Annotated in this window: 22 protein-coding genes; 10 read left to right on the plus strand and 12 right to left on the minus strand. The window is 43.9% G+C overall.

Annotation, left to right across the window (positions count from 1 at the left end; translation table 11 throughout):
• Nucleotides 1-8: 8 nt before the first annotated feature.
• From ACX0G7_RS22400 to ACX0G7_RS22435, 8 genes are all read right to left on the minus strand, one after another.
• Nucleotides 9-572, minus strand: coding sequence for a YeeE/YedE family protein (locus ACX0G7_RS22400; RefSeq protein ID WP_458925762.1), 564 nt, complete (start codon nucleotides 570-572; stop codon nucleotides 9-11).
• A gap of 28 nt (nucleotides 573-600) precedes the next feature.
• On the minus strand, nucleotides 601-2,022 hold the full coding sequence (locus ACX0G7_RS22405; RefSeq protein ID WP_458925763.1) for an MBL fold metallo-hydrolase: 1,422 nt from the start codon (nucleotides 2,020-2,022) through the stop codon (nucleotides 601-603).
• A gap of 90 nt (nucleotides 2,023-2,112) precedes the next feature.
• Nucleotides 2,113-2,907 carry a sulfite exporter TauE/SafE family protein gene (locus tag ACX0G7_RS22410; protein WP_458925764.1) on the minus strand — a complete coding sequence of 265 codons (795 nt, stop codon included), beginning with the start codon at nucleotides 2,905-2,907 and terminating at the stop codon, nucleotides 2,113-2,115.
• Between the two features lie 158 nt (nucleotides 2,908-3,065).
• Nucleotides 3,066-3,713 carry a Crp/Fnr family transcriptional regulator gene (locus ACX0G7_RS22415; protein ID WP_458925765.1) on the minus strand — a complete coding sequence of 216 codons (648 nt, stop codon included), beginning with the start codon at nucleotides 3,711-3,713 and terminating at the stop codon, nucleotides 3,066-3,068.
• Between the two features lie 85 nt (nucleotides 3,714-3,798).
• Nucleotides 3,799-4,605, minus strand: a complete 807-nt coding sequence (locus tag ACX0G7_RS22420; RefSeq protein WP_458925766.1) for a DUF6544 family protein — start codon at nucleotides 4,603-4,605, stop codon at nucleotides 3,799-3,801.
• Between the two features lie 168 nt (nucleotides 4,606-4,773).
• Nucleotides 4,774-5,076 carry a hypothetical protein gene (locus ACX0G7_RS22425; RefSeq protein ID WP_458925767.1) on the minus strand — a complete coding sequence of 101 codons (303 nt, stop codon included), beginning with the start codon at nucleotides 5,074-5,076 and terminating at the stop codon, nucleotides 4,774-4,776.
• A 17-nt stretch (nucleotides 5,077-5,093) separates the two neighbouring features.
• Entirely contained in the window at nucleotides 5,094-6,206 is a 1,113-nt protein-coding gene (locus ACX0G7_RS22430; protein ID WP_458925768.1) for a zinc-dependent alcohol dehydrogenase family protein, read from the minus strand.
• Nucleotides 6,207-6,402: 196 nt separating this feature from the next.
• Nucleotides 6,403-6,819 (minus strand): nuclear transport factor 2 family protein, encoded by a 417-nt coding sequence (locus ACX0G7_RS22435; RefSeq protein WP_458925769.1) that lies wholly within the window; start codon nucleotides 6,817-6,819, stop codon nucleotides 6,403-6,405.
• Nucleotides 6,820-7,223: 404 nt separating this feature from the next.
• Here ACX0G7_RS22435 and ACX0G7_RS22440 point away from each other — a divergent pair, with 404 nt between their 5' ends.
• From ACX0G7_RS22440 to ACX0G7_RS22475, 8 genes are all read left to right on the plus strand, one after another.
• A complete protein-coding gene (locus ACX0G7_RS22440) occupies nucleotides 7,224-7,817 on the plus strand; it encodes a YdeI/OmpD-associated family protein (RefSeq protein ID WP_458925770.1) in 594 nt (197 codons plus the stop codon).
• A gap of 318 nt (nucleotides 7,818-8,135) precedes the next feature.
• Complete coding sequence (locus tag ACX0G7_RS22445; RefSeq protein ID WP_458925771.1) at nucleotides 8,136-9,002, plus strand: STAS domain-containing protein; 867 nt, start codon at nucleotides 8,136-8,138, stop codon at nucleotides 9,000-9,002.
• A 2-nt stretch (nucleotides 9,003-9,004) separates the two neighbouring features.
• The gene (locus ACX0G7_RS22450) at nucleotides 9,005-9,403 is read left to right on the plus strand and encodes an STAS domain-containing protein (protein ID WP_458925772.1); all 399 of its coding nucleotides are present in this window, start codon (nucleotides 9,005-9,007) and stop codon (nucleotides 9,401-9,403) included.
• Complete coding sequence (locus ACX0G7_RS22455; protein ID WP_458925773.1) at nucleotides 9,384-9,797, plus strand: anti-sigma regulatory factor; 414 nt, start codon at nucleotides 9,384-9,386, stop codon at nucleotides 9,795-9,797. Before ACX0G7_RS22450 ends, ACX0G7_RS22455 begins: the two co-directional genes overlap by 20 nt.
• Nucleotides 9,790-10,806, plus strand: coding sequence for an ATP-binding SpoIIE family protein phosphatase (locus ACX0G7_RS22460; protein ID WP_458925774.1), 1,017 nt, complete (start codon nucleotides 9,790-9,792; stop codon nucleotides 10,804-10,806). Before ACX0G7_RS22455 ends, ACX0G7_RS22460 begins: the two co-directional genes overlap by 8 nt.
• 3 nt (nucleotides 10,807-10,809) lie before the next feature.
• The gene (locus ACX0G7_RS22465; RefSeq protein ID WP_458925775.1) at nucleotides 10,810-12,441 is read left to right on the plus strand and encodes an ATP-binding protein; all 1,632 of its coding nucleotides are present in this window, start codon (nucleotides 10,810-10,812) and stop codon (nucleotides 12,439-12,441) included.
• 15 nt (nucleotides 12,442-12,456) lie between these two features.
• On the plus strand, nucleotides 12,457-12,855 hold the full coding sequence (locus tag ACX0G7_RS22470) for a response regulator (RefSeq protein WP_458925776.1): 399 nt from the start codon (nucleotides 12,457-12,459) through the stop codon (nucleotides 12,853-12,855).
• Nucleotides 12,856-12,917: 62 nt separating this feature from the next.
• On the plus strand, nucleotides 12,918-13,652 hold the full coding sequence (locus ACX0G7_RS22475) for an SDR family NAD(P)-dependent oxidoreductase (protein WP_458925777.1): 735 nt from the start codon (nucleotides 12,918-12,920) through the stop codon (nucleotides 13,650-13,652).
• On the opposite strand, the gene ACX0G7_RS22480 is transcribed toward ACX0G7_RS22475, so the two are convergent.
• Both ACX0G7_RS22480 and ACX0G7_RS22485 read right to left on the minus strand, forming a co-directional pair.
• Nucleotides 13,647-14,429 carry an SAM-dependent methyltransferase gene (locus ACX0G7_RS22480; protein ID WP_458925778.1) on the minus strand — a complete coding sequence of 261 codons (783 nt, stop codon included), beginning with the start codon at nucleotides 14,427-14,429 and terminating at the stop codon, nucleotides 13,647-13,649. The genes ACX0G7_RS22475 and ACX0G7_RS22480 overlap by 6 nt on opposite strands.
• Before the next feature lie 174 nt (nucleotides 14,430-14,603).
• Nucleotides 14,604-15,455, minus strand: coding sequence for a helix-turn-helix domain-containing protein (locus ACX0G7_RS22485; protein ID WP_458925779.1), 852 nt, complete (start codon nucleotides 15,453-15,455; stop codon nucleotides 14,604-14,606).
• A gap of 420 nt (nucleotides 15,456-15,875) precedes the next feature.
• On the opposite strand from ACX0G7_RS22485, the gene ACX0G7_RS22490 reads away from it, so the two are divergent.
• A complete protein-coding gene (locus ACX0G7_RS22490) occupies nucleotides 15,876-16,652 on the plus strand; it encodes a DUF2490 domain-containing protein (RefSeq protein WP_458925780.1) in 777 nt (258 codons plus the stop codon).
• A 114-nt stretch (nucleotides 16,653-16,766) separates the two neighbouring features.
• Here ACX0G7_RS22490 and ACX0G7_RS22495 read toward each other — a convergent pair whose 3' ends face one another.
• Nucleotides 16,767-17,618 (minus strand): AraC family transcriptional regulator, encoded by an 852-nt coding sequence (locus ACX0G7_RS22495; RefSeq protein WP_458925781.1) that lies wholly within the window; start codon nucleotides 17,616-17,618, stop codon nucleotides 16,767-16,769.
• A gap of 149 nt (nucleotides 17,619-17,767) precedes the next feature.
• Here ACX0G7_RS22495 and ACX0G7_RS22500 point away from each other — a divergent pair, with 149 nt between their 5' ends.
• On the plus strand, nucleotides 17,768-18,739 hold the full coding sequence (locus ACX0G7_RS22500) for a phytanoyl-CoA dioxygenase family protein (RefSeq protein WP_458925782.1): 972 nt from the start codon (nucleotides 17,768-17,770) through the stop codon (nucleotides 18,737-18,739).
• A 153-nt stretch (nucleotides 18,740-18,892) separates the two neighbouring features.
• Here the strand turns inward: ACX0G7_RS22500 and ACX0G7_RS22505 are convergent, their stop codons facing one another.
• Nucleotides 18,893-19,948, minus strand: coding sequence for a sensor histidine kinase (locus ACX0G7_RS22505; protein WP_458925783.1), 1,056 nt, complete (start codon nucleotides 19,946-19,948; stop codon nucleotides 18,893-18,895).
• Nucleotides 19,949-20,172 lie beyond the last annotated feature (224 nt).

A 20,172-nucleotide genomic window follows, 5' to 3' on the forward strand; every position in this document is an offset into this window, starting at 1 on the left:
TATTGTTTTTACAATTTCAAAATATAGGGAAGGAATACATTGGCCATCAGGAAGCCGCCAGCCATAAAGGATGCCGTCGCAATCAGGGAAGGTAACTGCAGATTGCTGATGCCCATAATAGAATGGCCGCTGGTACAACCCCCGGCATAACGGGTACCAAAGCCCACCAGGAATCCGCCGCCAATAAGCATGATCAATCCACGTATGGAGAACAAGCTTGAAAGGCTGAACAACTCCTTTGGCAGAACGCCTGAATGGTCTTCAATACCATACCCTTCTAACTCTGCAAGTAGCGCAGGCGACACTTTCACTGGATCTGGGTTAGTCAGAAATTGCGTTGCAAGGAAAGCGCCAATAAGAATCCCGGCTACAAAAAACAGATTCCATATCTCTTTTTTCCAATTATACTTAAAGAATGAAATGTTGGCCGGAAAACACGCAGCGCAGGCGTGTCGCAGGTTAGCTGAGATGCCAAAGTGTTTGTTGCCCAGGATCAGCAATGCCGGTACTGTTAGTCCTACAATAACTCCTGCCACGTACCATGGCCAGGGCTGCTTTAATATTTCCATCATATGCTCAGTTTTCTATTCTTAGTATTCATTATTTTTTTACCAATGTCGACGGACATGAAAAGTCTGTCACCGCAACAGCACCGGTTTTCTTAATAGCTTCGAATCCGCCTTGAACATCCACCAGATTGTCAAATCCTCTTGCCCGCAAAATGGAATTAAAAATCATGGAGCGATAACCTCCGGCACAATGGACCAAATATCGCTGGCCAGGATTGATTTTTCCAATTGCATCGTTGATGTTATCCAGCGGCAGGTTGATGGCGCCTTCCACGTGCTCATTATCATACTCAGCTGGCCTGCGGACATCGATGACCTGCATGTCTTCCTGGTTTGCGAGCTTAGCAAATTCCGCTGCATCAATAGATGTTATTGTATCAACTTCTTTACCTGCTTTCGACCAGGCCTCGAAGCCGCCTTTCAGATAACCGATGGTATAATCATATCCAACTCTTGCAAGCCGGGTGATCACTTCCTCTTCGCGACCTTCATCGGTGACCAGCAGGATTTGCTGCTTAATGTCCGGAATGAGCGCACCTACCCAGGGAGCAAAACTGCCATCAATACCAATATTGATGGAATTAGGAATAAAGCCCCTGGCAAAAGTCCCGGGTTCACGGGTGTCCAGTACGAGGGCGCCGGTTTCATTGGCTGCGGTTTCAAAAGCATCGGGCGATAACGCGTGCTTACCCCGCTGCATCACTTTTGATATACTTTCATAGCCTTGCCTGTTCAACATAACGTTTAGTGGAAAGTAAGCAGGTGGCGTTGTCAGCCCTTCCGTTACTTCCCGTATAAATTCTTCCCGGGTCATGTTTTTCCTCAATGCATAATTGGTTTGCTTTTGATGCCCCAATGTATCCGTCGTTTCCTTACTCATGTTTTTGCCACAGGCACTGCCGGCACCGTGAGCAGGATAAACGATGACTTCATCCGAAAGCGGGATAATTTTGGTGCGCAAAGAGTCATATAAGATGCCAGCCAGCTCTTCCTTTGTCATGTGTGCTGCTTTTTGCGCGAGGTCAGGCCGACCCACATCCCCAATAAACAAGGTATCGCCACTGAATAGTGCCACTTCTTTCCCGGACTCGTCTTTTAATAAGTAGCAGGTGCTTTCCATGGTATGTCCGGGCGTATGCAGTACCTTAAACGTTAATTTACCAACCTTGAATTCTTCGCCGTCTTTCGCAATAATCGCAGGGAAAGATGGGTTTGCTTTCGGCCCATACACGATAGGTGCGTTAGCCTGTTTTGCCAGATCCACATGACCGGAGACGAAATCTGCATGGAAGTGGGTTTCAAAAACATACTTAATCCTGGCGCCGTTGCGTGTTGCTTTTTGAAGGTAGGGTTCCACCTCCCGTAAGGGATCAATTACCACTGCTTCACCTTCGCTTTCGATGTAGTAAGCACCTTGTGCCAGGCAACCCGTATAAATCTGTTCTATTTTCATTTTGTTCATTTTATAAATTGATGATATGCAAAATTCTTTTCTTCCGGTATATTTATTCGTGACACGTGTCACGCCTGTAAATGCTTTTTATCATAATATCGTTTCTTTAACAAGGATATAGATACCCATCACCAGCACGAACCAGCCAAAGCCTTTTTTTAGCCTGTCCCCAGTGATTTTATTACTTAAAGTGCTACCAAGAAACATTCCGGTGACAGCTATGCCGGTTACCTTCAGCAAGAACAACCAGTGGATAGGAAAATGCCCGAGATCGCCGGTGAAACCTACCAATGAGTTTAAGGCTATAATCATGAGAGATGTGCCAATGGCCGTCTTCATAGGAAGTTTCAGGAGGAGGACGAGCGCAGGAATCAGCAAGAAACCCCCGCCGGCCCCCAAAAACCCTGTTACCAACCCTATAACGATGCCATAGCCTACAAGTTTACTAAAGCGCAGGCAATCACTGCATTCTTGTGCCTCAACCATTACATTTTTCCTAAGTAGCATGCTGACTGCGGCGGTGAGCATCAACACGCCAAATAGTACCATTGTTAACAATGCTTCCGTAATCGTAATTCCGCCTATGGTGATTATGTCTTTGGGGATCAACGGCACCAGGAATCTTCGTGTTAAAAAGACGGTAACAATTGAAGAGGCTCCAAAGAGTAAAGCGGCTTTAATATTTACTAATCCTTTACGAAAGCTATCAACAGCGCCAAACAAGCTGGTAGAGCCAACGATAAAAAGCGAATAGGAGGTGGCCAGCATAGGCTGCAATCCAAACAGATAAACCATTACCGGAACAGTGAGTATGGAGCCACCACCTCCGATCAGGCCGAGGGATACACCAATCAGCAAGGATGCCAGGTAACCAAAGATTTCCATGTGACTTGATTTGTGTGCAAACCTCACACAAGCCAGGCATCATTGCCGTGATAAAGATCACGCCAGATCGTTATTGCAAAAAATAATACAGAGGACATACTAACACAATCGACAAGCAGATCAAAAACAAACCGGTTTGTTTGACACTGTGATGTTTCTCATCTCAATGCCTTGTCGAGATTAACGAATTTTACATAGGAGCCCATCAGTATTACGACGCCGTTGTCTGCCAACTTGCGCATCAAACGGGAAATTACTTCCCGGGATGAGTTCAAATCTTGCGCAATTTCCGTAAAGGGCAGCTCAATTCTGTCTGTCTGAAATTGTTGCTGATGACGCTTCAGGTAGAACACCAGCCTCTCATCCATATTCCTGAAAGCTATGTGATCAATGGTTTGCAACAGTTCATCAAAACGTTCGCGGTAAGAATTGAGTGCAAACCGCGCCCAGCTTTTATATTTTCCCATCCATTCATCAAGATAGTTTACCGGGATACTTAATACAGTTGCTTCTGTAACTGCTTTTGCCATCAGCCCGCTGGTCTCCTGGCCTAAAGCACATACCAGCGAAATTGCGCAGGCTTTCCCGGCATCAATGTAATACATGAAGAATTCGTTCCCGTCTTCATCTTCGCGGTAGATCTTGACCAGTCCATCAAGGACCAGCAGGGCCGACCGGATGTTTTGACCGGTACGTATCAGCAATTCACCAGCGCTTAGTATTCTTACTTCAGCAACTTTGAGAATTTCTTCCTTGAGGCCCTCTTCCAGGGAAGGGAAATGCCTGGTAAGCTCTTGTTCGGTCATAACCACAAAGGTAAACAAGACCATGCCACAAAAACATCGTTTACGCATTAAAGCCCTGGATCATCCTTTTAGGCTAAACTCAATGTTAGCCTGCCTTATTATACTCCACGTCTTTGATGAGAAATTTTGCGTAACTGAAATCGCCTTTGTCTAACCTCCATAACACCTCCGTTGTTGTAGGAACCAGGACGTTGCTCCTCTCTTTATAATCGGATAGTTTAATGATCCAGGTTTCTAAATTCTTTTCGCCCATATATCGCTTTGTCTCCAATTCGCTGATCTCACCACCGCCATTAAAGGTGACTAAGTAATACAGTGAGATTCCGTTATGGTGAAAAGTTAGTTTGGCTGTACTTGAATCAATATCCGACCATTGAAGTCTTTCGCCGGGCAACAGATTTGTCGGATACAAAATGCTTTCGCCAAGCCACCGTATCAATTCTCCTTCATCATATTTTTCTCCCCTGGCATCGACTACTTTAAATAAAGAAAAAAGGGAAACAGTGAGCCTCCCTTTATTTCCGATGTACATGTCACGGGCTGTAAACAAGGATGTAGTGCCTTTCCAGATAAAGCCCGGTGTTTCAGTGGTTACATTTTGCTCTCCTTTAATAGCTACCCAATCCTTATCTATTGCGGTTTTAAACAGCCCTTCATGGGTAAACCGTACTGTGGTGATATAGGCTTGACCTTCTTTTAAGACATGGGTAAAATAGCGTTGCACCGGAGCGGGCAAGCCCTCCAATTGTTTTTGGGTATATGTTCGGCTGGAACCATTTTTTACTTTTGACAGTAGTTCCGTTACCTGTTTGCGGTATTGAATATGTAATGAGATTCTCCCAATCATCAATATGATCAGTGCGAAGCCGATTATTGATAGGGCAATGATCATAGTCTTACTGGTTTTCATTTGTAGCGAGCCGGTAAATCAATAAAGATTCACCAACGCTGTATAAGCCATATAGCCTGATACAATATTGAGGAATAGCCAAATCCCGGTATGCAGCGTATTAATGCAATTCAGTTTTGTCATAGGGTTATGTAGGCTTTGAACGCCCTGTTAACCCTCCCGGTTCTTCTCAACCATAGTCCTGATTTCTTCCGGGCTTGCATTTCTTAAGGTTTCTACTTTTAGATGTTTACCTACAAGTCCGTGCTGTCCGGTAAATGCAAGGAAACACGAGTCTTTAGGCATTTTATTACCATACAGGTCACTTTCCATGATAAAGATGTTTTCTAAATGTGGGTATTCGAAAATCCGTGCTCCGGGAGCAATCTGTGCATTTACTGGTTGTTCCGATAGTTTGAGACCTAGTTTGCTGATGGTTTCCTGGTCGATGTTAACGTCGCTTGTGTTTTCCATGATCCTGTTTTTTGCAATTACTCATTGGTTAATATAACTTTCAGCGCTTTCTCTTCTGCTGCATTTTCAAACGTTTCATAAGCCCGCATGATATCACTTAATGCAAAGCGATGGGTAATGAGCTTAGTTGCATCCAACCTTTTTGCGGTCACTGTTTTTAGGAGCATGGGTGTTGATACCGTATCTACGAGCCTGGTTGTAATTGTAATGTTTTTCGACCATAGGGTCTCCAAATGCAACGGAGCGGACTTGCCGTGAACACCTACATTAGCGATGCGTCCACCGGCGGCGATGATTTCCTGGCACAGTACAAAGGTGGCCGGAATGCCGACTGCCTCTATAGCCACGTCAACGCCTTTATTATCCGTCAGCAGCATTATTTTTTCGCTGGCATTTTCGGTACTGCTGTTTACTATATGAGTCGCACCAAACTGTTTCGCAACTGCCAGGCGATTATCATCAACATCTACCATGATGATTTCTGCAGGTGTATAAAATTGGGCCGTCAGTAATGTCGCAAGGCCTATCGGCCCGGCACCAACAATTGCCACCGTGTCACCGGGCGCCACCTGCCCGTTCAATACGCCACATTCGAAACCGGTGGGTAGAATGTCGCTTAACATCACCAATGCCTCTTCATCAGCGCTTGCGGGTACATGATAAAGGCTTGTATCGGCAAAGGGTATGCGTACATATTCTGCCTGGGTACCATCAATCAGATGGCCAAGTATCCAACCACCGTTTTCACAATGCGAATACATTCTTTTTTTGCAGAAAGAACATTTACCACAAGATGTTATACAAGAAATTAAAACGTGATCTCCTTTCTTGAAATCAGTTACCGCTGTTCCGGCTTCTTCAATTATACCGATGCCCTCGTGACCCAGGATACGCCCGTCGGTAACTTCGGGTACATCGCCTTTGAGAATATGAAGATCGGTTCCACATATTGTTGTCTTTATGATCTTCACAATCGCATCGGTAGATGTTACTATCGCTGGTTTCGGTTTTTCTTCCCAGGTTTTCTTCCCCGCTCCATGATAAACAAGCGCTTTCATGTGCAGTCCTTTTTTTTCGATGGGTGGAGTTAAAGCTGCAGTGAGCTCATTAGCCAGGATATTAGTTGTCATTATGTTGATTGTTCAGCCGGAGGAATATCCCGCCTTCCTGTAATGTAACCTTATTAGGCCAATAGCGCCGTATTACCGGATCAGTGAGACCTTTAATCCCGCATTTGGATCAGGAATAATAAGGAAATTGTCCTATTTCTACTCAAATAGGTTGACAGTTAAGGGATTATCAATCAGGTGTGGTAATGACGCATCTTCACTCAGTTAAATTCGTTTGCTGCGAGGCAACGAAAAACCACTTTCCGTTTCGTCTTTGAAAAGTATATGTGCATGCAACTTCCGAGGTAGCTTCATTTCCGTCACTTCCAATCCGTGTTGTTTTGTGTATTCCACTAACAACAGCCAGGTCGCCTGATTGAAAAACAACGGGTTCCAGGATCTCCGTTTTAATAATCTTCGCAGTTTCCTTTGGAATGAGTTCCGCTTTCTTTTGAAACTTGCCCTTTGGATTACTATATCTAAAATCTTCAGCCAGCCGGGTTGTGAGAAATGCCTTGTTGTCTTTTTTGTACTCGTCTAACATTTCCTGAAAGGTTGCCTGGGTAAACGTGCTTTGAGCCAGGCTGAAAAATCCAAAAGATAATAATGCGAGGGAAATCAGATACTTTTTCATTGCTGTTGCGTCACGTCGCCACGGTTGGTTGGTTAACAATAGTTGCTGTAGAGGTCGGAACGGGACTGATTTCACAATAGCTATTGGAGCGATGGACGGGGCCGATGAGCAAATAGAGTTGACAGATTGAGGGATGGGACTGCTGGTTAATAATAGTTATTAGGGCGAGGAATGGTATTGTATAACAGGGGGTACAGTTGTATAAGAAATTCAACCGGAGAAAAAAGTCAAACAGAATTACAGGAAAGAAGATCGCCGTGACCAACATTTGTCGCGTGAACCGGTTAAAGGTATGAATTTATCCGAATAGTCCAGTCGACGTTCGGCGGGGGCAGCTTCAAGGCAGTAGGCATGTCAACAAAGATTCAGGTTGTTTGTTTACGTAATGACTTAAGCTTAAGCAAATGGAAACAAAAGATGGTGTAAAAACCTTCTATGCGAAAGACAGGGAGGCGTGGCGGAAATGGTTATCTAAACACTGCGACAAAGCAAAGTCTGTCTGGTTAATTATCTATAAAAAGGGTGCTACCAAAAAAAGCATCAGTTATGCTGAAGCGGTAGAGGAGGCATTATGTTTCGGATGGATCGATAGTAAGCCGAATAAACGGAATGAAGAAAGCTTTTACCAGTTCTTCGCCAAAAGAAATCCATCGAGTAACTGGAGTAAAATCAACAAGGATAGAGTAAAAAAGTTAATGGAGGAGGGATTAATGACACCTCCAGGTCTCGCGGTCATAGAGCAAGCAAAGGCAAATGGAAAATGGGAAGCTTTGGACGATATCGAAAACCTGGTTATACCCGGTGATCTGAAAACCTTGTTGAACGCTAATCAGGAAGCTGCTGGTCATTTTGAAGCCTTTCCACGTTCGGTGAAGAGAGGTATTCTGGAATGGATACTAAATGCAAAGACGCCCGCCACCAGGCTCAGAAGAATCGAGGAAACTGTAAGTCTTGCTGCGAATAATGTAAGGGCTAACCAGTATAAACCAAAACCATAGATCCTATTCCCTTGCAACTTACTTTTGGTTGGAAAAATCTCCTTTGATCACAAACATTCACGGCTCAGGCCGGCACCTTATTAAGGCTGATAAAAAATATCAGTGTTTTCGACTAACGGGCGCCGTCATTGAAAACACCCGAAAAGTGACTCGTCGCCCGCATCCGCTGACAAAAAATCAGCGAAATCCAGCGAATTCACATATATTTCGACTTCTCGGGTAAATGTCTCATAAACTTTGGCAATAGCGACCTATTTTCATGCGACATAATCCTCCAATACTAATTTAAGGCTAAGATTTAAAATACAACTAACATTCATGAACACAGACATCGCAAAATTGCTTCAAAAGAAAAAGAAGCAGATCTCAGAAGATTGGATGAGCGCTCAACTAAGTGATGCCGGTCTCCGCGAAGATCTGATGAGTAACGAAGAATTAAGAGAACAATCCGAGGAATTGCTAAACTCCTTATTGAGGGTCATTACAGACAGGAATTTGACCGAGGTTCAATCGTCGGAGTTTGAGCCTGTCCAGGAAATACTGGGCGGCATTTCTATTTCAAGAGCCAAACAGGGATTTTCGCCAAGAGAAACCGGAATCTATCTGTTCAGCCTTAAAGATGCATTATTGAACACATTGCATTCTTCACTGGGAGATAATCCTGCGGCACTGGTTGATGCAATCTCAAGGGTAAACAAGCTTATGGATAGCCTGGCGACTTTTACCTTCGAAACTTATATTAAAGGCAGGGAAGATGTGATCCTGCGCCAGACCAACGAGATCACAGAAATTTCCACTCCCGTGATCCGTGTCTGGGAAGGCATTTTAGCACTTCCTATCATCGGAACCCTTGACAGTGCCCGCACCCAGGTTGTGATGGAAAACCTGTTGCAGGAGATTGTTGCGAGCGGGAGCACGATAGCGATACTCGACATCTCCGGTGTGCCGGCTGTTGATTCACTCGTGGCTCAACACCTGATTAAAACGGTTGCAGCTACCCGCCTGATGGGTGCTGAATGTATTATCAGCGGGATCAGGCCCGAGATTGCCCAAACCATCGTACATCTTGGTATAGATCTTTCCAATATTGTTACCAAGGCCACCATGGCGAGTGCTCTGAAATATGCTTTTAGCCTGCTGAAAATGGAAGTCAAAAAAGTTCAAAATAATAAAGCAGCATTTTAGATATGGATAGGATTCCGATTCTCCGGATGGGTAATTTTTTGCTGGTTACCATCCAGATTGATTTATACGACAGGCTTGCCACAAACCTCGAATCCGACCTGGTTCAGATGGTAAACAAAACAGAAGCAAAGGGCGTACTTATTGACATCTCAGCTTTATCTATCGTTGATTCCTTTATGGGTCGAATACTCGGCAACATTGGCAGCATGTCAAAAATTATGGATGCTGAAACGGTTGTCGTGGGCATGCAACCCGCTGTTGCCATTACGCTGATTGAACTCGGCCTGGAATTGAAGGGCGTTCATACTGCTTTAAACGTTGAGAAAGGGATGGATTTATTAAAAGAGAAAATTGGTTCTGATGAGTTAGAATCCGAAGACGATGAAGCTGGTTCTGAATAAAGATAAAATGCAGATTGAAAAGGAGCAGGACGTGGTGCCCTTTCGCAACCGCGTAAAAGAATATGCGGTAAAGACCGGCATGAGTCTCGTTAATCAAACGAAGCTCATAACTGCAGCCAGTGAGTTAGTCCGGAATATGCTTAAATATGCAGGCGGGGGTATCGCGTTGATAGAAGTGGTAACCCAGGGAAGGGATACCGGGATACGACTCACTTTCGAAGATAAGGGTCCGGGAATCAAGGACATTTCCCTTGCTATGAAAGATGGTTACACCACCGGGAAAAGCCTGGGCATTGGATTACCGGGCACTAAAAGATTAGTGAGCGAATTTGAGATTAAAAGTGAAGTAGGGGCAGGTACCAAAGTGACAATTCTAAAATGGAAAAATGGTTAGCAGAACACATGTTGCGTTAAAAGCGGACGATAGAAGTTATTTTGCCATTTTAAAGAAAGAGATTCACAACCTTGCAGCAAGTGCCGGTTTTAATGAAGGAAAACTTGGCGAACTGGACATCATAGTGGCCGAAATGGTATCCAACCTTGTCAAACACGCAGGTGGGGGACAAGTGCTGGTAAAACTGATCGAAAAAGACGGGAACCAGGGCATTGAGCTGATCAGCATAGATAATGGTCCCGGTATGACGGATGTAAGTCGCATGGTCGCTGACGGTGTATCCACAAAAAACACGCTGGGGCAGGGCCTTGGGGCTATGAAAAGATTATCTGATCTTTTCCAGGTTTATTCTCTCCGTGACTGGGGTACCGTAATCCTTGTCCGCCTTTTCAACGAGGAATTCCCACGCTTCAGTAAATTGCCGAAAGATGAGATCAAATCGATAGTATTACCCAAGCCGGGCGAATCAACCTCTGGCGACGGTTTCTTCCAGAAAGCTACAAACGATCATATAAGTTTATTTTTAGGGGATGGACTCGGGCACGGACCTGACGCAGCCAATGCCGTTCTGGAAGCGGGAAAGGCCTTTCTGAATTGTCCGGAGGTTGAGCCTACAGAAGTTATCAGGCACATAAACGATGAAGTAAAAAGAACCAGGGGACTGGTTGGAACGATCGCTATCCTTGACCTGGTGAAAAAAAAATGGAGAATATGTGGCGTAGGGAATATCAGCACCAGGGTTGGTAATTCATCCGAAACAAAAAACCTTATGCCATATAATGGCATAATTGGTTTGAACGTACCGAGAACACTAAACGCACAAGAATTGGACTATGAAAGGGGCCAGCACCTCATAATGTGCAGTGATGGACTGAAATCGAAATGGGACACGGTCCGGTATCCGGCTATACAACGCTATGATGCTTCCATTTTATGTGCCTCACTACTGAAAGATTATGCGAGAAATACTGATGACATGTCAGTCGCAGTCTGTAAGATAAATTTATAGCGGATGCATGAATTAGCAAGAGTAACGTTACAAAATGAGATGGATCTCATCCTTGCCCATAAACGCTCCATGAAGCTGGCGGAGTTGTCTGGCCTGTCCCTTTCAGCACAGACAACATTTGCCACGGCGGTTTCAGAAATATCCAGGCATACCATTGAAAGTCAAACGGGTGGTTGCCTGATACTGAGTGTGGAGACCAGTGCCCGGGATAAGTATATAGTGGCCTGCCTGCAGGACGAGCAATCCGGCAACGAAACTGAAAATACGGGCCTGGCTTACGCTAAGCGGCTGGTAAATAAATACAATGTTTCCTCATCTGAAGCCGGAAACTCCATAGAATTATTCTATTATATTGAGCCTTCATTTCGTATAGATATACATAAGCTGGATGAATGGAGAAGGTTGTTCCGGAATGAACCTTCGATTTCGCCTTATGAAGAACTCAAGCGGAAAAACGAACAGCTGCAGGCCCTTTCGGAGAAAGTTCAAAAAAGTGAAGCACAGTATAAGGCCCTGACTGACAGCTTACCCATGATTATATTTTCAATGGATAAAGAAGGCAGGATTTTATATGCTAATGACTGGCTGGGAAAATTTACCGGTGAATCGCTTGAAAGCCTGAATAGAAACAAATGGAAATCGGTGGTATATAAATCGGATTATGATGCTTTTCTTTTGCTGATGAAGAATCCGGTCATGAAAGGTGCGGCCATTTTAAAAACACAGGCCAGACTCAGGAATATTAACAGCAACGAGTATTTATGGCACCAGGTCTCGTTATCACTCTTTGATGATCAGGATGCGCAATCTCATCACTGGATAGGTTTTATAGTGGATATTCATGCACAGAAGGTCTACGAAGAGACTTTGAAAGACAATGTCGAGTTAAAAAGGACACAGGAACAATTAAGGGAAAACCAGGACACACTCGAAAAATATATAGGCGAACTGGGACGAAGTAATAAAGAGTTGCAGGAGTTCGCATTTGTGGCATCCCATGATCTGCAGGAACCCGTCAGGAAATTACTGTATTATAGTGACACCGTTTTAAGCAGATACCGTAATTCACTCGATACCAAAGGGGTTAATTATCTTGAGGGTATTAAACGTGCTTCCGAAAGGATGCGGAATCTCATTCACGATTTGCTGCTTTTTTCACAGATAAATAAAGCTGAATTAAAAACCCAGGAGATTGACCTCAATGAGATTGCCAACGAAGCTTTCCAGGACCTGGAGCTGGTAATTGAGGAAAAAAAGGCCACGATAAAAATTCAATCATTACCCAGGATAGCGGGTGATGCCCGGATGTTGCGACAGCTGTTTGAAAACATTATCTCCAATTCACTCAAATATTCCAGGCCCGCACATGCCCCCGTTATCGAGATATCATACGAATCAGAGGGTGATCATCACAAACTTTCATTTAAAGACAACGGTATAGGTTTCGATGAACAGTATCTCCCCCAGATGTTTACCCTGTTTCAAAGACTGCACGATCGGACAGTTTATGAAGGGACAGGGCTGGGGCTTGCGATTTGCCGAAAAATTGTTGATATTCACGAGGGAAAAATCTGGGCTGAAGGCAAGGAAGGAGAAGGCTCTGTATTTTTTGTAACTTTACCAATACTTCAATAGGCAATAACCGCTCGCATGGCTTCAAGGAAAATACTGCTGGCTGACGATGACGAGGACGATAAACTGATTATCCAGGATGCAATGGAATCACTGGGAGCCGGCGATGTGATGATGTTTGCCAATGATGGTGTACACGCTCTGGAAGTACTTGATCTGAATTTCAGCGCCGCTATGATCCCGTCCCTGATTGTCCTGGATCTCAACATGCCCAAACTGAACGGTACAAATACCCTTCAACGTCTCAAGAGCGACGACCGTTTCAAACACATCCCCATAATAATTTATTCCACTTCCGTTAATCCTATCGAAAAAGAACGTTGCCTTTCCCTTGGGGCAGATGCCTATCTAACAAAGCCGTTATCATTTAATGAAAGTGTCGATTGTGCGAAAACATTCCTGAAACTCTGTAATTAGGAAAAGCATCAAACGGACGGCTCGCTTCAAAACAGTCCCAAAGTCATAAATACAGTACCCGGATGGCAAGAATATTTATCACTGGCTCAGCAGATGGTCTTGGACAACTGGCAGCAAAGGAGCTGATCGCAAAGGGCCACCAGGTCCTGCTTCATGCACGTAATGAGAAAAGAGGCCGGGAGGCCCTTGATAAACTGCCCGGTGCAGATGGTGTTGTCACTGCGGACCTGGGCAATTTAGAAGACACAAAACGGCTGGCTTTGGCAGTAAACGCGAAAGGGACGTTTGATGCCGTCATTCACAATGCGGGGCTTTATAAAGCTCCACAAAAAGACGTGTTTGCTGTCAATACTCTGGCTCCATATATTCTTACCTGCCTGGTAAATGTACCGCAGCGATTGATCTACCTGAGCTCCGGTATGCACTTGCAGGGACATGCGAAACTGAACAATTTCAGATCAGATATCGGTAGTATTAGCTACGCTGATACAAAGCTGCATGTAATGCTGCTTTGTAAAGCAGCGGCAACGAAATGGCCACGGGTTTACGCCAATGCGGTCGATCCGGGTTGGGTTCCCACAAAGATGGGTGGAAAAGGAGCCCCTGACGATCTTAAAAAAGGATATGAGACACAGGTTTGGCTGGCCACAAGCAACGATCTGCCGGCAAAGGTAAGCGGCCGCTATTTTCATCATCAAAAACAAAGACATTATAACCCCGCAGCTGATGACCTGGCATTGCAGGAACAATTTGTGAACCTGTGCGCAGAGATTACCGGCGTTGCGTTTCAATCATGACCCATATTCCAGAAGCACCGATCCTGTTTTTTCGGCTACTAAATACAACTGTGCATCGCCCAGTTTGTACTCGTCTTTATTCGTTGAGCTGTACAATTTGATTGTTCTTAAACCTGATTTTCCCAGCAACCTGATCAGTTCTGCCACCGTGTAGACATAGTGGTTAAAGTGATGCACTTCCTGTTGGTTGTCCTTCGTATAAGTAAGTGTGGTTAATAAACAACTGCTCCATTCGTCATAGTCATTATTTATTTCCATGGTCAGACCAGGCAGCTCATATTTACTTTCTTTTATAAACTTCGAAAGGAAACTTTCAGCCATCAGGCCTGTATTGATGGTCCACCTGGCGCCTTGCTTTAGCGCCTTCGACACCTTGCTTACAAAGCTTTCCATACCCTGGTAACTAAAATATCCAAAGCTGTTTCCCAGGCAAATTGCTCCATCGAACGGACCGCTTAAATCCACCGATAGTATGTCTCCTTCTATGACCCCGATGCTCAGCTGTTCGTTCTCCACCTTCTTTTTCAAAGCAGTTGTGTATTCCTTTGCAATGTCAACGGCTGTTACCTGGAACCCATCCCTGGCTAACGCTATGGAATGTCTCCCTGTTCCACAAGGCATATCAAGAACGGCCGAGCCGGGTTGCAGGTTCAGAACATCTTTAACAAAGGCAACTTCAGCAGACGTCCATTCAGGTGTCACCGCTTTTTCCCACATCTCGCAGTTGATACCGGAAAAAAAACTTTCGTACCAGTTATCGGGGATCTGAGTCTTCATGTAAAAACTTTGATGTTTAAAATGTTGCATTCGTCCTAAGCGATTAAGGGAATTGAGGAGCTACCTTATGGTTATCATAATTGATCCTGAGAGATTGTCTATGCGAAGATAAATTGCACAGGACTATAGGAATAGTAAAAATCGGCCAGCTTGAAAAAAGCGATCAAATCGTGGTTATTTAAGTTGAATTCGTTTTAAAAAAACAAATTTTTCAGTGGGCATATCTGAACTTGTATCCTGGAACGATGGATTTGCGTTTGCGAATTCCTTAAAATCCCTGATCATGTGCATGTGATCGAAATAACCACACTCATGTGCAATGGACGTCCAGGTGCTTTCCGGGTATTTTAGTTTTGTGTTGACGGCAGTATTAAATCGCAATAGGCGGCAGTAGAACTTTGGTGATACCCCGGTTTGTTCTGCGAATCTTCGAGAGAAGTTTCTTACACTCATATTCGCTTTCTGGGCATACTGATCAACGGTCAATAATGGAGAATGGTGAAATAGTTCATTCGAAACATAAGTTATACCATCGTACAGGCTGGTTGATTGCTTCCGCAAATTGAGAAAATGCAGGAGAAACCTGTCTGTCAATTCGGCCATCAGGTAGATGGTGCCGGCATTTTGTAATGATTCGTTCAGATCTCTTGCGATCTTTCCAAATACCTCGTCGAGATAATATTGTTTGTTGATGAACACGTTTACGGGCATGCGGAATATTTTATTGAAACCGTTTGCCTTGAACTGGATTACGAATGTGTGATAGATGCCATTGAAAGATACACTGCCATTGCTGTGTGAAAGGAGACCAATAATACTTCCGCGTTCTTTGTTAAGGGGGGAAAGCTCGCCCTCACTGGTATAATGATATGGTTGATCAGAGAGATGAAAAACAAGACTCGTTTCGTTGCTGGCTGGCCAGGAACTCCGCAACGTTATCTTTTTTCCGTGGGAAGTGGACAGGATATAATTATCAATAAAATGACTCAGAGAGGGATGAGGCGGTATAAAAAAATTCGTGATCACAGTGTTGCTAAATTACTCATTGTTTAAACCCGGCAAAAGCCGGTGCCAGGCTTTCAGCGATTTCCGGGTAACGAAAGTTCACACTTAATGTTAGGAATTGTAAATGTATTTCACATCCATAGAAAAATTCAGATGTCAGAGTTTCTGCCAGGTAGTTATCAAATGCCCTGAAAAACCATTAATCTTCCTTAAATCAGTCAAATATGGACTGCATGATTAAGTTTCCGTCTCACAGTATGCCTGCAATTGGACCGGTTATTCCAGTTGCTGGTTTTCTCTCTTTTACATTAACTTGCTTAGAACGTATTAAACAGGTGTTGAACAATCCTGCAAGCCAGCTCTGAAATGTGGAATTAGGTATCATTTTTTTTATATTTGATAATTACAGAATCCAGAGTTCACGGTTCTTAATCACTATCCATGTTGAACATCTATCGCTCATTGGGAAACAGGGGCTTTATAAAGAAGAAACTGACAATAATTACCTGCCTGGTTTTCATCAACGGTTTGATTCGTGCTCAATCTCCTACGCAGCAGGCATGGTTTGACTATATCCTCAATTACCCTTTCGCAAAGAAATATAATATCGAGAACGCTTTCAGATATAGCACCCTCCTTAGCAAACCCAGATGGTGGGCGCTGGATTATGCACCCACGCTTGAGTATGCGCTCAGTCCAAGGGTCGACCTGATGGTGGCCTCAACGTTCTCTTATACCTTTCAATCAGAAAACTACAACTCATTTGAGGTGAGGCCAATGCTCGGAACGAAGATTCACCTCACTCCATACCAGCGCATTCTACTGCGACTACTGTTACGATTTGAAATGCGTAATATAAAAAACCTCGACACAAAAGAGTGGCAAACTACCTTTCGACCCAGATCCCGGGTAGAATTGCTTATGCCCCTTAATAACCGGACTATGTCAGCCGATGACTTGTGGTATGGTTTGGTTGATGCTGAATTGTTCTTTACTATTGAAGACGTCGAGGAACGTTTTGCAAACAGATTCAGGCTTCGCACCGGATTGGGTTACCGTCTGAATTATGGGTCGCGATTTGAACTTATTTATACGCTCCAAAAGTCAAAAAATTCTATAGAGGACAATTTTTATACATCCGATAATATCTTCAGGTTCCGATATAAGCATTATCTGCGGAAACATAAGCCCACCGCCTCGACCGGAACAAGCGACTGATGCGGTACAGTCCCCGATGGCTTTCTGGAACCCAATCATATTCCTCACAGACTTTCTGAGCTTAGGAACACCAGCACAATGAAAAATTTTTTTGAGTAAAAACAAATATTAAGCTCATGCATTGCGTGAATGGTGCCTCTTCTTAAACACTGACGGATTTTCCCCTGTAAGTTTCCTGAATAATTTGTTGAAGTGCGAGAGGCTTTCAAAGCCGACTTCATAACAGGCCTCCGAAACGCTCAGGTCCTTCAGTAATAAAGTTTTTGCCTGTGTGATCCTGTATTGATTTACAAAGTCGGTAAAAGTCATTTTTGTTTGTTTTTTAAAATAACGACAAAACGCTGCAGTACTCAGATGAACATCAGCCGCTACTACATTAACGTCTGGCTTCTGATCGTAATTCGCATGGATATATTTATAGACAGCTCCCATCCTGATCTTGTCATCCATGAACAATTTGATACTCGTATCCTGGTGATTGAGTTCAGTTATTTCCGTCGAATTTGCAAGCACCTGGAAAACTTCCAGCAGATTCAATAGTTGTTCAAAATGCCCTTTACCCTGCATCACTTTCAACTTTTCAGCTACAATTTTTTTGGTTGTCTTACCGAAGGCCAGGCCCAGGCCGGCACGTTGAAAAAGATCATTGATCAGCGAAAATTCCGGCGTTTCTTTGAATGCATCACCCAGGAAATTTTCTTTAAGCTGGACGACTGTCTGATCGTATGCTGTTTCGATACCATAATCGAAGTTCAGGTGCGGAACATTGGGTCCGATCAGTACAAGGTCGCTCTCCATATAACCCGAAATATGTTGTCCCACATGCCGGATCCCGTTGATGGCTTCTACATAAACCAACTCGTATTCCGGATGATAATGCCAGAAAAAATAATTCTTCAAACTCGGTTTAAATAGTTTGAAAGATTGCCCGGGATCCGGGAGAACTGTTTCTTTCTGAATTTTCAAGACCCTGCTAATTTGCTCCAAAACTCCAATAAATCGTGGACAATGACAAAAATATGTCAATACTGAGCAAAAATTGGTCATCACGCAGGTAAAGAATTATTCATCCCTGGGAGAACTTTGAACAATCAAATCACGAAAACACTTGTTATATGGAACAACGAACCATGGCCCCGACAATGGGAACAATGAATGCTCACAAAGACATACCCGGAAATCCCTCCACTTCAAAAAGCAGCAGGGTAAAACTGAATGACCGCAGCAATGGTGAACCGCTTGGACTCTTAACAGAGGAACAGTGGAAATTCTGGATGCATAACGGATATATAGTCATAAAAGATGCAGTTCCAAAAGAGCAGGTCAAAAAACTCGCCAATTTTCTATGGGAGTTTGAGGAAAAGGATCCTGCTGATCCGGAGACCTGGTATGCACCACCAAGAGCTGAGATGAAGATGAAGGAGCTCACAAATACCGGAATGGTAGAAGTGTACAACCACCAGTATTTATGGGACAACCGGCAGTACCCCAAGGTGCACCAGGCATTTGCTGATATCTGGGGCACGAAAAAACTCTGGGTTACTATAGACAGGGCAAATCTCAATTTCCCTATTCGTCCCGGCCACGAATACAAGGGTTTTATCCATTGGGATTACGATCCTGAAACCCGGCCACAAAATGTGCAGGGAGTTTTGGCGCTTGCGGATCAGACCGACAAAAACATGGGGGGCTTTCAGTGTGTACCCGAGCTGTACCGAACCTATGATACATGGAAGCTGACGCAACCGGAAGACCGTGATCATTTTAAACCCGATGTTACCGGTTTTGAAATTGAAAAGGTGTCGATGGAAGCGGGGGACCTGTTAATATTCAACAGTACTCAACCGCATGGGATAAGGGCAAACACAAGTGCTGATAAGGTGCGGATGGCTCAATACATATCAATGATGCCGGCAGAAGAAGAGAATGATGAACTGAGGGAATGGCGCATTTCGTCATGGAGAGAAAGAAGAGCTCCTGAAGGTTATGCTTTTCCGGGTGATCCAAGGGGATGGGAGCAGAGCAAATATAAAACTGCTGAATTATCAACTCTTGGTAAGAAATTACTCGGACTGGAAAAGTGGTGAACTGGATTAGAAACGGCAACCTGCAATTAAAGGTGAAGGGCATAACATGTGAGCGGCATTACATGTGAGAGTTATTATATGCGACTGCATTACTTGTGAGTGGCATAACATGTGACTGGCATTGCCTGTGAGTGGTATAACATGTGACTGGCATTACCTGTGAGTGGCAAGGTTGATCTTTAAAGTTGCGGTAAACTCAGAAGCGCCCTGTTGAACGGAGAGGTTGTAATCGGTATATAATAAATGAAGTTGTCGCCTCAGGTTAGAGAGCCCGATGTTTTCCGTGACAATGCCGGTTGACACAACGGCATCAGAGGAATTTTTGACTATAAAAAGCAATTGCCTGCTTTTTACTGAAAGATGAATACTTACATACGGCATCCCCCTGGTTTCAGATACTCCATGTTTGAATGCGTTCTCAACCAGGGGGATCAGCAGCAGCGGGGGCATAGCTTGCCGCATGTCTTCAATATCATTGTTGAAGTTCACACGTAATGAGTCATCATAACGGAGTTGCTCAAGCGCAATATAGTCACTGATGATCTTTAATTCCTGTTCAATGGCGATGTAGTCGCCACCGGCTTCATATAGCATATACCTGAGTATTTTCGACAGCCGCAAAATAGATTCGGGTGCCAGGTCCGATTTTTCCCTCGCAAGGGCATAAATATTATTGAGGGTGTTGAACAAAAAATGCGGATTGGTCTGCGATTTAAGATAATTCAGTTCAGCCTGTTGTTTTTCAATCTGCAGCAGCTGGGTAGATTGTTTTAGTTTATAATAGTTATATAAATGCCTGGTAATCCCAAAAAAGAAAATTGAACCCACACTAAATGACATCTGTTGGGTTACTACACCGTCAACGGTTCCGGCTGTTTGATAAGGGTTATAGAGCCCAAGGCCGATACCAAAAAATCGCCACCCCGAGAGTCCCCATGAATACAGCATTAGTAACAGGAATGTCATCCCAATACCGACAAATACGTTGTTTATAACAGACTTTCTTCTTCGAAGAACAAAAGGGATTGCGTATTCAAAAAGGAAAAAATTGAGTGCAAGGACATACATGGTTCGCCATGTATTATTGACGGCCCGTTGAAAAAAAGTGTCCGTATTAGACGTCAGATCATGAAGCAGGTTGAAGGATAAAAATGCAATGGCCACCCATAGATAAAACCTCAATGTTCTTTTGTCGAATGGCTTTTTCATTTTTTATTTATAGAAAATAAATATCGGTAAATCTTTGTCTTCCCGTTGTATTATCTATAGATGACCTGAACCATTGTACAGGCAACACGCTTCGGTCAATCAACCCCACATAACCAGTGCATATTTCTAATCGGTGTGACTTAAGTTTTCCCGGCTTCATCTGGCAGAAGCTGTTCATTGTCGTTTGTAGACTTTGAACCGCTGTTCATTGACAGTGAGTAAAT

It is taken from the genome of Flavitalea antarctica, assembly GCF_054461535.1.

Coding starts and splice junctions, on each gene's coding strand:
- ACX0G7_RS22455 (WP_458925773.1), top strand. CDS start 9,384: ATGAAGCTGGTTCTGAATAAAGATAAAATGCAGATTGAAAAGGAGCAG.
- ACX0G7_RS22410 (WP_458925764.1), bottom strand. CDS start 2,907: ATGGAAATCTTTGGTTACCTGGCATCCTTGCTGATTGGTGTATCCCTC.
- ACX0G7_RS22435 (WP_458925769.1), bottom strand. CDS start 6,819: ATGAAAAAGTATCTGATTTCCCTCGCATTATTATCTTTTGGATTTTTC.
- ACX0G7_RS22445 (WP_458925771.1), top strand. CDS start 8,136: ATGAACACAGACATCGCAAAATTGCTTCAAAAGAAAAAGAAGCAGATC.
- ACX0G7_RS22465 (WP_458925775.1), top strand. CDS start 10,810: ATGCATGAATTAGCAAGAGTAACGTTACAAAATGAGATGGATCTCATC.
- ACX0G7_RS22480 (WP_458925778.1), bottom strand. CDS start 14,429: ATGAAGACTCAGATCCCCGATAACTGGTACGAAAGTTTTTTTTCCGGT.
- ACX0G7_RS22460 (WP_458925774.1), top strand. CDS start 9,790: ATGGTTAGCAGAACACATGTTGCGTTAAAAGCGGACGATAGAAGTTAT.
- ACX0G7_RS22500 (WP_458925782.1), top strand. CDS start 17,768: ATGGAACAACGAACCATGGCCCCGACAATGGGAACAATGAATGCTCAC.
- ACX0G7_RS22425 (WP_458925767.1), bottom strand. CDS start 5,076: ATGGAAAACACAAGCGACGTTAACATCGACCAGGAAACCATCAGCAAA.
- ACX0G7_RS22440 (WP_458925770.1), top strand. CDS start 7,224: ATGGAAACAAAAGATGGTGTAAAAACCTTCTATGCGAAAGACAGGGAG.
- ACX0G7_RS22450 (WP_458925772.1), top strand. CDS start 9,005: ATGGATAGGATTCCGATTCTCCGGATGGGTAATTTTTTGCTGGTTACC.
- ACX0G7_RS22475 (WP_458925777.1), top strand. CDS start 12,918: ATGGCAAGAATATTTATCACTGGCTCAGCAGATGGTCTTGGACAACTG.
- ACX0G7_RS22420 (WP_458925766.1), bottom strand. CDS start 4,605: ATGATCATTGCCCTATCAATAATCGGCTTCGCACTGATCATATTGATG.
- ACX0G7_RS22470 (WP_458925776.1), top strand. CDS start 12,457: ATGGCTTCAAGGAAAATACTGCTGGCTGACGATGACGAGGACGATAAA.
- ACX0G7_RS22400 (WP_458925762.1), bottom strand. CDS start 572: ATGATGGAAATATTAAAGCAGCCCTGGCCATGGTACGTGGCAGGAGTT.
- ACX0G7_RS22490 (WP_458925780.1), top strand. CDS start 15,876: ATGTTGAACATCTATCGCTCATTGGGAAACAGGGGCTTTATAAAGAAG.
- ACX0G7_RS22405 (WP_458925763.1), bottom strand. CDS start 2,022: ATGAAAATAGAACAGATTTATACGGGTTGCCTGGCACAAGGTGCTTAC.
- ACX0G7_RS22505 (WP_458925783.1), bottom strand. CDS start 19,948: ATGAAAAAGCCATTCGACAAAAGAACATTGAGGTTTTATCTATGGGTG.
- ACX0G7_RS22415 (WP_458925765.1), bottom strand. CDS start 3,713: ATGACCGAACAAGAGCTTACCAGGCATTTCCCTTCCCTGGAAGAGGGC.
- ACX0G7_RS22430 (WP_458925768.1), bottom strand. CDS start 6,206: ATGACAACTAATATCCTGGCTAATGAGCTCACTGCAGCTTTAACTCCA.